The 13,718-nt window shown below is 71.5% G+C and carries 9 protein-coding genes; 7 read left to right on the forward strand and 2 right to left on the reverse strand.

Translation table 11 applies throughout. The annotated features are described in order from the left end of the window. Positions 1 to 38: 38 nt before the first annotated feature. Positions 39 to 1,235, reverse strand: a complete 1,197-nt coding sequence (locus ACSHT8_RS04570; RefSeq protein ID WP_436497979.1) for a sensor histidine kinase — start codon at positions 1,233 to 1,235, stop codon at positions 39 to 41. Next, positions 1,232 to 1,888 (reverse strand): response regulator transcription factor, encoded by a 657-nt coding sequence (locus tag ACSHT8_RS04575; RefSeq protein ID WP_436497981.1) that lies wholly within the window; start codon positions 1,886 to 1,888, stop codon positions 1,232 to 1,234. The genes ACSHT8_RS04570 and ACSHT8_RS04575 overlap by 4 nt, the downstream gene beginning before the upstream one ends. Before the next feature lie 88 nt (positions 1,889 to 1,976). On the opposite strand from ACSHT8_RS04575, the gene ACSHT8_RS04580 reads away from it, so the two are divergent. The 7 genes from ACSHT8_RS04580 (at position 1,977) to ACSHT8_RS04610 (ending at position 13,598) form a co-directional block, all read left to right on the forward strand. Beyond that, positions 1,977 to 2,582, forward strand: a complete 606-nt coding sequence (locus ACSHT8_RS04580; RefSeq protein WP_436497983.1) for a hypothetical protein — start codon at positions 1,977 to 1,979, stop codon at positions 2,580 to 2,582. Then, positions 2,579 to 3,652 carry an efflux RND transporter periplasmic adaptor subunit gene (locus ACSHT8_RS04585; protein ID WP_436497985.1) on the forward strand — a complete coding sequence of 358 codons (1,074 nt, stop codon included), beginning with the start codon at positions 2,579 to 2,581 and terminating at the stop codon, positions 3,650 to 3,652. Before ACSHT8_RS04580 ends, ACSHT8_RS04585 begins: the two co-directional genes overlap by 4 nt. Continuing rightward, on the forward strand, positions 3,649 to 4,314 hold the full coding sequence (locus ACSHT8_RS04590; protein ID WP_436497988.1) for an ABC transporter ATP-binding protein: 666 nt from the start codon (positions 3,649 to 3,651) through the stop codon (positions 4,312 to 4,314). The genes ACSHT8_RS04585 and ACSHT8_RS04590 overlap by 4 nt, the downstream gene beginning before the upstream one ends. Further along, positions 4,307 to 5,509: an ABC transporter permease gene (locus tag ACSHT8_RS04595; RefSeq protein WP_436497990.1), complete on the forward strand. Its 1,203-nt coding sequence runs from the start codon at positions 4,307 to 4,309 to the stop codon at positions 5,507 to 5,509. The genes ACSHT8_RS04590 and ACSHT8_RS04595 overlap by 8 nt, the downstream gene beginning before the upstream one ends. A 118-nt stretch (positions 5,510 to 5,627) precedes the next feature. Continuing rightward, positions 5,628 to 6,578, forward strand: a complete 951-nt coding sequence (locus tag ACSHT8_RS04600) for a zinc metalloprotease (RefSeq protein WP_436497992.1) — start codon at positions 5,628 to 5,630, stop codon at positions 6,576 to 6,578. A gap of 204 nt (positions 6,579 to 6,782) precedes the next feature. Next, complete coding sequence (locus ACSHT8_RS04605) at positions 6,783 to 11,321, forward strand: HAMP domain-containing protein (RefSeq protein ID WP_436497994.1); 4,539 nt, start codon at positions 6,783 to 6,785, stop codon at positions 11,319 to 11,321. Between the two features lie 18 nt (positions 11,322 to 11,339). After that, positions 11,340 to 13,598, forward strand: a complete 2,259-nt coding sequence (locus tag ACSHT8_RS04610) for a SpoIIE family protein phosphatase (RefSeq protein ID WP_436497995.1) — start codon at positions 11,340 to 11,342, stop codon at positions 13,596 to 13,598. The last annotated feature ends 120 nt before the right edge of the window (positions 13,599 to 13,718 follow it).

Consider the following 13,718-nt stretch of genomic DNA (forward strand, 5'->3'; position numbering starts at 1 on the left):
GATTCCCGGTGACCGTAGGAGCGGCGTGGGCGTGCCCGTCAGTGCTGACCGGCCACACCGGTGGCCGCTGGTAATGCCCCGACATGGCCGTTCGGCACGTGCCTCTCGTGCGGAGCGCCCGGGAGCACGACGGTGACGACGAGCCCGCCGCCGTCGCGGGGGTCGGCGTAGACGGCGCCGCCGTGGGCGACGGCCACGGCGCGCACGATCGACAGGCCCAGCCCCGCGCCGCCGGTGGCCTGGCGTTCGGCGGCGAGCCTGCGGAAGGGCTCGAACAGGCCGGGGATCTCGTAGCGTGGCACCACCGGCCCGGTGTTGCTCACCTGCACCAGCGCCGTCCCGTCGGGTTGGGTGGTGCTGACGACGCGCACCCAGCCGTCGGTGTCGGTGTTGTGCCGCACCCCGTTCTCCACGAGGTTCTGGACCAGCCGCTCCAGCAGGACCGGGTTGCCCGTGGTGGGTGCCTCGGCGGCCTCGACGCGCACGGTGACCGAACCGGTCGGGGTCTGGTCGGCGACGTGCTCGACGATGTCGGCGAGGTCGACGAACGAGCTCTCACCCACCTGCCGCTCGGAGCGGGCGAGGACAAGCAGCCCGTCGATGAGCCGCTCGTGGCGGGCGTTGATCTCCAGCAGCGTGTCGGCGAGCTGGCGGACCTCGGGTGACCCGGAGCCGCGGTGCACGGCGACCTCCAGCAGCGCCCGGTTGATCGTCAGCGGGGTGCGCAGTTCGTGGGAGGCGTTGGCGATGAACCGGCGCTGCCCGTCGAAGGAGTGGTCGAGCGCGGCGAGCATGACGTCGAAGGTGTCGGCCAGTTCCTTGACCTCGTCGTGCGGGCCGGTCATCGCGATGCGCTCGCGCAGGCCGCGGTCGGGTGCGGGGGTGTGGGCGATGCGGCGGGCGGTCTCGGTCATCCGGTGCAGCGGCTGCAGCATCCGCCCGGCGATGAGCCAGCCGAACGCGGTCGCCGCGATCCCCACGATGGCCAGCGCGATGCCACCCTGGGTGAGCAGCGCGTCGAGTGTGTCGTTGCGCAGGTCGTCGGCGACCTTCATGAACTGCATCTGCGGCCCGGGCGCCGCGCCAGGCGGCAGCTCGCCGACGATGGTCCTGGTCCGGATCGGCAGCTGCTGGGACACCAGCGCGTAGGTCGCGGTCAGCAGGACGACCCCCGCCAGCAGGAACAGCCCGCCGTAGACGAGGGTGAGGCGCGCGCGGATCGTCAGCCTGGTCATGGGATGCGGTACCCGACGCCCGGCTCGGTGCACACCAGCTGCGGCTCGCCGAGTTTGCGCCGCAGCTTCAGGATCGTCATCCGCACGGCGTTGGTGAACGGGTCGGTGTGCTCGTCCCATGCCTTCTCCAGCAGCTGTTCGGCCGACACGAACGCCCCGTCGGCGCGCAGCAGCTCGGCGAGCACCGCGAACTCCTTGCGCGACAGCGGCACGTACCGGCCGTCGCGGTAGACCTCGCGGCGGTGCGGGTCCAGCCGCAACCCGGCGCGGGTCAGGATCGGCGGCGCCGCTGCCCGTGCCCGCCTGCCGAGGGCGACCACGCGCGCGGCCAGTTCGGGGAAGGCGAACGGCTTGGGCAGGTAGTCGTCGGCGCCCAGCGCGAGCCCGGCGACCCGGTCGTCGATCTCGGTGGCGGCGGTGAGCATCAGCACCCGCACCGCCGAGTCGCCCGAGACCAGTGCCCGGCACACGTCGTCGCCGTGCACCACGGGCAGGTCGCGGTCGAGGACCACGACGTCGTAGTCGTGCACCCCGATCCGCTCCAGGGCCGCGCCGCCGTCGCCGACCACGTCGACGGCGTGCGCGTCGCCGCGCAGCCACCGGGCGACCGCCTCGGCCAGCAGCGGTTCGTCCTCCACCACCAGGATCCGCATTCGTCCATGGTGACCCTCGGCGGTGTTTCCTCAGCGTCAACGTTTTCGGCAACGGCCGGGAAATGCCCTGGGGAGTCCACTTCGGTGGGTGGCCGGAACCCTCCGGCCGCTGACCAGGGAGACGACGATGCGGATCAGGACGGGCCTCGCGGCGGGCCTGCTGGCGCTGGCGCTGGCGGGCTGCGGGGCGGCAGACGACGGCGGCGACGGCGTGGCCAGCGCGGGCGGGCCGGGCAGCACGACGACCACGCCGAGTGCGAAGAGCGGTCCGGGTGACCAGGCGAAGTTCGCCCAGTGCATGCGGGACCACGGCGTGGACATGCCCGACCCGGAGGAGACCGGCGCGGGCGGCAAGGGCGTGCGGATCAGGATTCCGGACGGCACCGACAAGTCGAAGGTCGACGCCGCCATGACCGAGTGCAAGTCGTTCCTGCCCAACGGCGGTGAGCCGCCCAAGCTCGACGCCGAGCAGCAGGAACAGCTGCGGAAGATGTCCCAGTGCATGCGCGAGAACGGTGTGCCGGACTTCCCCGACCCGGACCCCAACGGCGGCATCCGCATCGAGGTGAGGCCGGGTTCGGGCATGGACCCGGAGGACCCCAAGTTCCAGGAGGCGCAGGAGAAGTGCCAGCAGTTCATGCCCCGGCGCCCCGGTGACCCGGACGGCCCGTCGACCGACAAGGTGGAGGGATGAGGGGCCGGACCCGCTGGGTGGCGGGCGTGACGGTGCTGGTGTTGGCGGGCGGGGGCGCGGCGGCGGCGGCGACGGGCTTCGGCTTCGACGACAAGTCCGGCGACGACGGGAAGAAGGAGTCCAAGGCGCCGTCGACGGCGAAGGTGGGCCGCCAGACGCTGGTCGACACCGAGAAGCACGCCGGTGACCTCGGCTATGGCGACACGGCCACGGTCAGCGGCAAGCTCAACGGCACGGTGACCGGCCTGCCCGCCACGGGGTCGACTGTGGACCGCGGCCAGGCGCTCTACCAGGTGGACAACACCCCGGTCGTGCTGATGTTCGGCGGCCTTCCCGCCTACCGGCCGCTGGCCTCGGGCACCGAGGGCGCCGACGTGAAGCAGTTCGAGCAGAACCTGGCCGCCCTGGGCTACAAGGGGTTCACGGTGGACGAGAAGTTCTCCGACGCGACCGCGACAGCGGTGAAGAGCTGGCAGGAGGACCTCGGCCTCGCCGAGACCGGCGTGGTCGACCTCGGCCGCGTCTTGTACGCGCCGGGCGCGGTGCGGGTCGAGGCGCACAAGCTCGCGGTGGGCGACGAACTGCGGCCGGGGACCGCGCTGCTCACCTACACCGGGCTGGCCAGGGTGGTGACGGTCAGCCTCGACGTCGCCGACCAGCGGCTCGCGGTCAAGGACGCCGCGGTGACGGTAGCCCTGCCCAACGGCAAGTCCGTCGCGGGAAAGATCACCGCGGTCACGACGGTGATCGAGGCCGCCGAGGGCGGCATGGGCGGCGACGAGCCGACCACCAAGATCGAAGTCACCGTCGCCATCGATGACCCGGCCGCGCTGGCCGGGCTCGACAAGGCCTCGGTCGACGTCGGGTTCACCGCGTCGAAGAAGGAGAACGTGCTCACCGTGCCGGTCGCGGCGCTGCTCGCGCTGGCCGAGGGCGGGTACGGGGTGCAGGTCGTCGACGGGTCGGCCACGCGCATCGTGCCGGTGGAGACGGGCATGTTCGCAGGCGGCCGAGTCGAGGTCAGCGGCGCCGGGCTGTCCGAGGGCATGACGGTGGGGGTGCCGTCATGACGGCCGTGGAACTCGCCGAGGTCACCAAGTCCTATCCGGGTGGGGTGTCGGCGCTGCGCGGGGTCAGCCTGTCGGTCGGCTACGGGGAGATGGTCGCCATCGTCGGACCGTCCGGGTCGGGCAAGTCGACGATGCTGCACGTGATCGGCACGCTTGACCGGCCGTCCACCGGGCAGGTCCGCATCGACGGCCACGACGTGGCCGCGCTGTCCGACCGCGGTCTGTCGGCGCTGCGGGCGGGTCGCATCGGGTTCGTCTTCCAGCAGTTCCACCTCGCCCCGGGACAGTCCGCTGTGGACAACGTCGCCGACGGCCTGCTCTACACCGGAACCCCGCTGCGCAAGCGGCGGGAGCGGGCGCGCACGGCACTGGCCAGGGTCGGGTTGGACGACCGGCTCGACCACGCCCCGCACGAACTGTCCGGCGGAGAGCGGCAGCGGGTGGCGATCGCGCGGGCGGTGGTGGGCGAGCCCGCGCTGCTGCTGGCCGACGAGCCCACCGGCAACCTCGACTCGGCCTCCGGCGCCGAGGTGATGGGCCTGCTGCGCGAACTGCACGCGGGCGGCGCGACCGTGCTGGTGATCACCCACGACCGGGGGATCGCCGCGGCACTGCCCCGCCAGGTGTCGATGCGCGACGGGATGGTGGTCCCCGGTGAGTAGGCCGCTTTCCCCCGCCCGCCTGCGCCCCGGCGACGTGCTGCGCGTCGGCGGCGCGGGCCTGCGCACCCGGCCGCTGCGGGTGTTCCTGTCCGCGCTCGGCATCGCCATCGGCATCGCGGCGATGACCGCCGTCGTCGGGATCTCCTCGTCGAGCCGCGCCCAACTCGACGCGCAGCTGTCCGCGCTGGGCACGAACCTGCTGACCGTGGCGCCCGGCGACACGATGTTCGGCGACACCGCCACCCTGCCCACCGAGTCGGTGGCGATGATCCGCCGGATCGGCCCGGTCAACCAGGTCGCCGCCACCGGCAAGGTCCCCGGCGCCAAGGTCTACCGAAACGACCACATCCCGGCCGGGCAGTCCGGTGGCATCTCCGTGCAGGCCGCCAATCTGGACCTGCCCGCCACCGTCGGCGCCACCCAGGCCGCGGGCACGTGGCTCAACGCGGCCACCGAGCGCTACCCGGCCGTCGTGCTCGGCGCCTCGACGGCCCAACGCCTCGGCGTGACCGAGGCGGGACCGGACGTCCAGGTCCTCGTCGGCGGCCGCTGGTTCACCGTCGTCGGCATCCTCGACCCGGTGCCGCTGGCCCCGGAACTGGACTCCGCGGCGCTGATCGGCTGGCCCGCCGCCCAGTCGTATCTGGACTTCGACGGCTACCCGACCACCGTCTACACCCGCGCCCGCGAAACCCAGGTCGAGGCCGTGCGCGCGGTGCTCGCCGCCACGGCGAACCCGGAGGCACCCAACGAGGTCAAGGTGTCGCGCCCGTCGGACGCGCTGGCCGCGCGGCAGGCCACCGACCGCGCCTTCACCGGTCTGCTGCTGGGCCTGGGCGCGGTGGCGCTGCTCGTCGGCGGGGTCGGCGTGGCGAACACGATGGTGATCTCGGTGTTGGAGCGGCGCGCGGAGATCGGTTTGCGCCGCTCGCTGGGCGCGACCCGGCCGCAGGTGCTGGTGCAGTTCCTGACCGAGTCGCTGCTGCTGTCGGCGCTGGGCGGGGTCGGGGGAGTGCTGCTCGGGGTCGCGGTGACGACCCTGTACTCCGGCACGCAGGGCTGGCCGACCGTGGTCCCGGCGTGGGTGACCGGCGGCGGGGTGGCCGCGACACTGGTCATCGGGATGATCGCGGGCCTTTATCCGGCAATTCGGGCGGCGCGATTGTCACCCACCGAAGCGTTGGCGACTCCGTAAACACTCGGTCGGACTAGTACTGGGAACGGGAAAAACTGCGGTCAGGAAAACTCTTCCCAATTATTCCTGTTGGCGCATACGTTTTGGCCCCCTGCTTCCTAGTGCCAAGGAGTAGCTGATGGGACGTCCCACCACCCTGCGTGCGGCGGGTATCGCCACCTTCGCCGCGGCGGCGCTCGCCATCACCCCGATCGCGTCGAGCGTGCCGCTGCTGTCCTTCGCGGGCAGCGGCAGCACGCCCGCCGCGGACTGTTTCGTTCCCCAGACCGGTCAGGGCGCCGCGGCCAGGGGCGGCCGCGGCCTCGACCACGAGCCGATGACGGCCGCCGACGTCGCCCGCGTCGAGCAGCAGACCAAGCAGCTGCTCGCGGAGAAGAAGGCTCAGGGCAAGTTCGTGCCCCAGGGCGCGCTGGCCGCGGCCACCGTCCCGGTGTACTTCCACGTCATGGCGGGCAAGAACGGGCACGGCGATGTCTCCGACGCCCAGATCAACGCGCAGATGGACGTGCTGAACAAGACGTTCGCGGGTCAGGAGTCGTCGCAGGCGTCGAACACCGGCTTCACCTTCACCCTCGCCGGGATCGACCGCTTCTACAACGACAACTGGCACCGGGACAAGCAGAGCTCGACGTACCGCACCCAGACCCGCAAGGGCGGGATGAACGCCCTCAACGTGTGGCTGGTCGACTTCAGCTACCTGGGCATCGCCACGTTCCCGTGGAGCGGCAACCCGAAGATCGACGGCATCCGCGTCCACTGGGACTCCCTGCCCGGTGGCAGCATCGCCAACTACAACCTGGGTGAGACCGCCACGCACGAGGCGGGCCACTGGTTCGGGCTCTACCACACCTTCCAGGGCGGCTGTACCTCCACCAACGACGAGGTGGCCGACACCCCGGCGCAGGCCAGCTCCACCAACGGCTGCCCGGAGGGCCGCGACTCCTGTTCGCTGCCCGGCATCGACCCGATCCACAACTACATGGACTACTCCTACGACTCCTGCTACAACCAGTTCACGCCCGGCCAGAGCACCCGCATGAGCAACATGTGGACCGCTTACCGCGCCTGACCCTTGTTCCAGTGCGCCCCATCCGGTATCCGGGTGGGGCGCACTGGCGTTCATGGACTGCGCTGATCAGCGGCAGCGACTCGGCCAAAAGCCGCCATATCCGATCACAGAGGGTGATCGTGAATGATCCGGAATGACCGCCTGCATCGCAACCTTGCACAATGACCCCCTACGCGTCAGGTCGGCGAGCGATCGGAAACGACTATGGGCGAGACGAGCACGGACGATTCGCGGGTTCCCGCCGTCCGGCCGAGCCGGGCGACCGGCAAGGTCGGCGAGCCGGAACTGCGGCAGCTGCTGGCCGGGCTGACCGCGGTCCGCGACGGCGACTTCGGCACGCGGCTGCCCGATCACGCGGGCGGACTGCTCGGCGAGATCGCCGACGTGTTCAACGGCATGGTCGACCAGCTGTCGCTGTTCACCTCCGAGGTGACGCGCGTGGCGCGCGAGGTGGGCACCGAGGGTCAGCTCGGCGGGCAGGCGCAGGTTCCCGGCGTGTCGGGCACCTGGGAGGACCTCACCGACTCGGTGAACGCCATGGCGGGCAACCTGACCAGCCAGGTGCGTGACATCGCCCAGGTCGCGACGGCGGTGGCCAAGGGCGACCTGTCGCAGAAGATCGACGTCGACGCGCGCGGGGAGATCCTGGAGCTGAAGGAGACCGTCAACACGATGGTCGACCAGCTCTCGTCCTTCGCCGACGAGGTGACGCGTGTGGCGCGCGAGGTGGGCAGCGAGGGCCGCCTCGGTGGTCAGGCGGACGTGAAGGGTGTCTCGGGCACCTGGCGCGACCTGACCGACTCGGTGAACTTCATGGCGGGCAACCTGACCGCCCAGGTCCGCAACATCGCCCAGGTGACCACCGCGGTCGCGAAGGGCGACCTGTCGCAGAAGATCGACGTCGACGCCCGGGGCGAGATCCTGGAGCTGAAGAACACGATCAACACGATGGTCGACCAGCTCTCGTCGTTCGCCGCGGAGGTCACCCGTGTGGCCCGCGAGGTCGGCACCGAGGGTCTGCTCGGTGGTCAGGCGGACGTGAAGGGTGTGTCCGGCACCTGGCGCGACCTGACCGACTCGGTGAACTTCATGGCGGGCAACCTGACCGCCCAGGTGCGGTCCATCGCCCAGGTCTCCGCCGCCGTCGCCAAGGGCGACCTGTCGCAGAAGATCACGGTCACCGCGCGCGGTGAGATCCTGGAACTCAAGAACACGATCAACACGATGGTCGACCAGCTCTCCGCCTTCGCCGACGAGGTCACCCGCGTGGCCCGCGAGGTCGGCACCGAAGGACGACTCGGCGGCCAGGCCGATGTGAAGGGCGTGTCGGGCACCTGGAAGGACCTCACCGAGTCGGTGAACGTCATGGGTGACAACCTGACCGCCCAGGTGCGCTCGATCGCCGAGGTCACCACCGCGGTCGCCCGGGGCGACCTGTCGCAGAAGATCCGCGTCGACGCGCGCGGGGAGATCCTGGAGCTGAAGGAGACCATCAACACGATGGTCGACCAGCTCTCCGCGTTCGCCGATGAGGTGACGCGTGTGGCCCGCGAGGTGGGCACCGAGGGCAACCTGGGTGGCCAGGCCACGGTGCGCGGGGTGTCGGGCACGTGGAAGGACCTGACCGACAACGTCAACGTCATGGCGTCGAACCTGACCGGCCAGGTGCGCTCGATCGCCCAGGTCGCGACCGCGGTCGCCAAGGGCGACCTGTCGGGCAAGATCACCGTCGAGGCCAAGGGCGAGGTCGCCGCGCTTGCCGAGGTGATCAACACGATGGTCGACACGCTGTCCGCCTTCGCCGACGAGGTCACGCGTGTGGCCCGCGAGGTGGGCACCGAAGGCCAGCTGGGCGGTCAGGCGCGGGTGCCGAACGTGGCGGGCACCTGGAAGGACCTGACCGACAACGTCAACTTCATGGCGAACAACCTGACCAACCAGGTCCGCAACATCGCCCAGGTGACCACCGCCGTCGCGAAGGGCGACCTGACGCGCAAGATCGACGTCGACGCCCGGGGCGAGATCCTGGAGCTGAAGAACACGATCAACACGATGGTCGACCAGCTCTCGTCGTTCGCCGCGGAGGTCACCCGCGTGGCGCGCGAGGTGGGCAGTGAGGGCCGCCTGGGCGGTCAGGCCGAGGTCGAGGGCGTGTCCGGCACGTGGAAGCGGCTGACGGAGAACGTCAACGAGCTGGCCGGGAACCTGACCCGCCAGGTGCGCGCGATCGCGGGGGTGACCAGCGCGGTCGCCGAGGGCGACCTGACCCGGTCGATCACTGTGGAGGCCTCCGGTGAGGTCGCCGAGCTCAAGGACAACATCAACTCGATGGTGGAGTCGCTGCGCGAGACCACCCGGGCCAACCAGGACCAGGACTGGCTCAAGTCGAACCTGACCCGCATGTCCGGCCTGATGCAGGGCCGCCGCGACCTCGCGGTGGTGGCGGAGCTGATCGTCGACGAGCTGACGCCGCTGGTGTCCGCCCAGTACGGGGCGTTCTACCTGGCCGAGGACGGCGCCGACGGCCCGGAGCTGACTTTGATCGGCTCCTACGGCAGCGCCGCGCGCACCGAGGAGACCCGCCGCTTCCAGTTCGGCGAGTCGCTGGTCGGGCAGGCCGCCCGCAGCCGCCGCGCGATCGCCGTGGACGACTTGCCGCCGAGCTATGTGACGGTGTCCTCGGGGTTGGGGCAGGCGCCGCCCGCGAGCCTGATCGTGCTGCCGATGGTGGTGGAGGACCAGGTCCTCGGCGTGATCGAGCTGGCCGCGGTGCGCCGGTTCACCCAGATCCAGCGCGACTTCCTCGAACAGCTGATGGAGACCATCGCGGTCAACGTCAACACCCTGGTCGCCAACGCGCGCACCGACGAGCTGCTCGGCGAGTCGCAGCGCCTGGCCGCGGAGCTGCAGGCACGGTCGAGCGAGCTGCAGACGCGGCAGGAGGAACTCCAGTCGTCCAACGCGGAGCTGGAGGAGAAGGCGGCGCTGCTGGCCGCGCAGAACCGCGACATCGAGACGAAGAACCTGGAGATCGAGCAGGCCCGCCAGGAGCTGGAGGCACGCGCGCAGCAGTTGGCGCGCACCTCGAAGTACAAGTCGGAGTTCCTGGCCAACATGAGCCACGAGCTGCGCACCCCGCTCAACAGCCTGCTGATCCTGGCCCAGTTGCTCGCGCAGAACCCGACGCGCAACCTGACGCCCAAGCAGGTCGAGTACGCCGGGATCATCCACTCTGCCGGGTCGGACCTGCTGCAGCTGATCAACGACATCCTCGACCTGTCGAAGGTCGAGGCGGGCAAGATGGACGTCAGCCCCGAGCGCATCCCGCTGCGCAGGCTGCTCGACTACGTCGAGGCCACGTTCCGGCCGCTGACCACGCAGAAGAACCTCGGGTTCCGCATCAGCTCCGCGGGCGGGGTGCCCGCCGAGGTCGTCACCGACGACGCCCGCCTGCGCCAGGTGCTGCGCAACCTGCTGTCCAACGCGGTGAAGTTCACCGAGTCCGGCACCGTCGAACTCAAGATCGAGCCCGCCGAACCGGCCGAGCTGCCCGCCACCGTCGGCACCCACGGCGCGGCCATCGCCTTCCGGGTCGTCGACACCGGCATCGGCATCGCCGAGCAGCAGCTCGACTCGATCTTCGGCGCGTTCCAGCAGGCCGACGGCACCACCAGCCGCAAGTACGGCGGCACCGGCCTGGGCCTGTCGATCAGCCGCGAGATCGCCCACCTGCTGGGCGGGTCGCTCACCGTGGAGAGCACGCCGGGCAAGGGCAGCCGGTTCACCTTCTTCGTCCCGGTGGCCCGCCCCGACTTCCTCGACCTGCTCGCCGCCGACACCGGCAAGGCGATCGGCCCCGCCGACGACCACGAACCCGCGGGCGACATGGCCCCGGCCGGGCTGCGCAGGCTGCTGGTGATCGAGGAACACCGGCCCGGCCTGCTGTCGCTGGTCGCCGAGAGCGCCGTCGCCGAACTGGCCGCCACACCCGACCTGTCCGACGCGCGCGGCCCGGTCGAGGTGATCACGGCGGTAGATGTCGCCGAGGCCGCCCACGCGCTGGCCGACGACTCCTGCCACTGCGTCGTCCTCGAACTGGGCATGGCCGACGGCGCCGCCGTGCTCGACCTGATGGACGAGCGCCCCGACCTCGCGACCGTGCCCGTCCTGGCGCACAACAGCGGCCGCCTCGACGTCGACCTGGAACGCGGCCTGCAGGCCCGCACCGGGCCGCGTCCGCTGGAGCTGCTGTCGAGCCTGGACGAGCTGCGCGAGCGTATCGCCCTGCACCTCAACGCCGACCGGCCCGGCGACGTGCTGCCGCTGGTCCGCGGCCACGTCCCCGACGCACCCGCCGTCGACGGCAGGCTCACCGGGCGCACCGTGCTCGTCGTCGACGACGACGCCCGCAACGTCTACGCCCTCACCGGCATCCTCGAGACCCACGGCATGCGCGTGCTGCACGCCACCAACGGCCGCGAGGGCATCGAGGCGCTCACCGGGCACCGCGACGTCGACCTGATCCTGATGGACGTGATGATGCCGGAGATGGACGGCTACACCGCCACCGCCGCCATCCGCGCCATGCCCGAGTACACCGATCTGCCGATCATCGCCGTCACCGCGAAGGCCATGCTCGGCGACCGGGAGAAGGCGCTGGCCTCCGGCGCCAACGACTACGTCACCAAACCCGTCGACGCCAACGACCTGATCACCCGGATCCAGGACCGGCTGCGCGCGTAGGACTGGAGAGTGCCCGACATGTCGACCGCTGAGGACCGCCTGGTCGCGACCGTGGAACGGCTGCGCGACGAACTGGGCCGGGCCAGAGCGGACGCCGACGCCCGGGCGCTGGTGGAGCTGGCCAAGGGCGTGCTCGTCGAGCGGTTACGGGTCGGCCCGACCGCGGCGGCGCGCGAGCTGGACACCATCGCCGCCCAGGCGGGCATGTCGGTGACCGAGCTGGCCGCCGACATCGTCAACCACTCCGCCTACGACGAGGTCGCCGAGCTGCCCCGGCACGAGTCGGTCGGCCTCGGCGACGAGTCCCGGCCGGTGGTGCAGCGGCTGCGCACCGCCGAGAGCGGCGTGCTCGCCGCCGACGACGTGCAGGCCGTCGCCGAGGCCATGCTCGAACACGCGCTCACCCCGCTGGGCGCCACCGCGGTCGCGGTGTGGGCCGTCGGCGCGGACTCCTCGCTGAGCCTGTCCGGCGCGGCGGGCTTCGCCCACCAGGAGATCGACCGCTGGCGCTACGTGCCCCCGGCCGTGGCCACCGCCGCCTCCGCCGCCCTCGACGAACGCAACACCCTGTGGTTCAGCGGCGACGACCTCGCCGCGGTGCCCTCCATCGGCGCCGAGCAGTTCCGCGACGGCACCCGCGCCGCGCTGCCCGCCATGGTCGGCGGCCGCGTCATGGGCGTGCTGGAGATCTGCTGGCCCACCGCCATCCCGCCGCAGCCCCGCCGCATCGTCCGCCAGCTCGACGCGCTGGGCGAGCTGTGCGGGCACGCCATGCACGCGCTGCCCATCGCCACCCCGCTGCCCGCCGACGCCGACCTCGCCCGGCTGGCCGAACTCGCCGACGCGCTCGTCGACCCGGCGCTGGTGCTCGTGCCGCGCCGGGACGAGGACGGCGTCCTGGTCGACTTCGACGTCCACCACGCCAATCCCGCCGCCGCGGGCGGGATCGCGGGCGCGACCCTGATGGAGTGCTACCCGCAGGCCACCGGCCTGGTCGACACCATCGCCCACGTCCACGCCACCGGCGATCCGCTGCGCGCCGACCGACTGGCCGTGGAGCCGTTCTCCGACGTCGCCGGGGTCGGCGCCAGCCGGGTCGGCGACGCGGTGCTGCTCACTTGGCGGCCCAGCGACGGCTCAGCCCGCTGGGCGGAGCTGCTGCGCCAGACCCAGCGGCTGAGCCAGGTCGGCGGGTTCGAGGAGGACACCCTCAGCGGCGAGATCACCTGGACCAGCGAGCTGTTCACGCTGTGCGGGCGCACGCAGGCCGACGGGCCGATCCCGCTGGCCGAGCTGTCCGGCCACGCCCACCCCGAGGACACCGCCGCGGTGTCGCGGTTCGTCCGCACCCTGCTGCACCACCGCAGGCCCGCCTCGACCACGCTGCGCGTGCGCCGCCCCGACGGCGGCTACCGGCACAGCCGCGTGGTGGCCGAGCCGGTGCTCGACACCGACGCGGGCCTGGTCGCGGTGCGCGGGGCCTGGCAGGAGATCTCCGCGCAGTACTGGACCGAGGTCGCCCTGGCCGCCACCCGCGACCAGCTCGCCTCCACCGAGCAGGAGTCGGCCGAGCGCAACCGGCTGGCCCGCCAGCTCCAGCAGGCGATCATGCCGCCCACCCACGACCCGCTGGAGCTGCCCGACCTCCATATCGGCGTGCGCTACCGGCCCGCCGAGAAGGACCACTTGGTCGGCGGCGACTGGTATGACGCGCTGGTGCTGCCGTCGGGGCAGGTCATGGTGTCGGTGGGCGACATCGCGGGCCACGGCATCGAGGCCGCGACCGGCATGGTCGTGCTCCGCAACGCCCTGCGCGGCCTGGCGGTGACCGGCGCGCCGCCCGCGCAGCTGCTGGGGTGGCTCAACAACGTGGCGTGCAGCCTGTCCGGCGGAATCCACGCCACGGCGCTGGTCGGCCTCTACGACCCGGCGACGCGGGTGCTGCGCTGGGCCAGGGCCGGGCACCTGCCGCCGGTGATCGCCACCGAGGGGCGCGCCTCGACGCTGCCGTTGATCAAGGGCCTGATGTTCGGCGTGCACTCCGACGCGACCTACGAGGAGGGCATGGTCCGGCTGCGCGAGCACGACATGCTGATCTTCTACACCGACGGCCTCATCGAGCGGCGCGAGGTGTCGATCGACGAGTCGATGGACCACCTGCGCGGCATCGTCGGCGCCGAGTCCGACGATCTCGACCGCTGTCTGGACCGGCTGCTGGCCGAGGGCGACGGCGACACCGACGACGACGCGTGCATCGTCGGCATCCAACTTCGCTGAGCTACTGAGAGTAGTCACGCCTCCCACAGATGAGGGAGTCTCACATCCCGCTATGGCGTGGGTCACACACTCTTACGCTGTGGTTTATCCGCAATTGCGCCAACCGGCTAGGCCATTGGA

This window comes from Actinokineospora sp. HUAS TT18, from assembly GCF_051364635.1.
Lineage (GTDB): Bacteria > Actinomycetota > Actinomycetes > Mycobacteriales > Pseudonocardiaceae > Actinokineospora.

Excerpts from the sequence above, each read along its gene's own strand:
- ACSHT8_RS04575 (WP_436497981.1), bottom strand. The coding sequence starts at position 1,888 with ATGCGGATCCTGGTGGTGGAGGACGAACCGCTGCTGGCCGAGGCGGTC.
- ACSHT8_RS04610 (WP_436497995.1), top strand. The coding sequence starts at position 11,340 with ATGTCGACCGCTGAGGACCGCCTGGTCGCGACCGTGGAACGGCTGCGC.
- ACSHT8_RS04600 (WP_436497992.1), top strand. The coding sequence starts at position 5,628 with ATGGGACGTCCCACCACCCTGCGTGCGGCGGGTATCGCCACCTTCGCC.
- ACSHT8_RS04605 (WP_436497994.1), top strand. The coding sequence starts at position 6,783 with ATGGGCGAGACGAGCACGGACGATTCGCGGGTTCCCGCCGTCCGGCCG.
- ACSHT8_RS04590 (WP_436497988.1), top strand. The coding sequence starts at position 3,649 with ATGACGGCCGTGGAACTCGCCGAGGTCACCAAGTCCTATCCGGGTGGG.
- ACSHT8_RS04570 (WP_436497979.1), bottom strand. The coding sequence starts at position 1,235 with ATGACCAGGCTGACGATCCGCGCGCGCCTCACCCTCGTCTACGGCGGG.
- ACSHT8_RS04585 (WP_436497985.1), top strand. The coding sequence starts at position 2,579 with ATGAGGGGCCGGACCCGCTGGGTGGCGGGCGTGACGGTGCTGGTGTTG.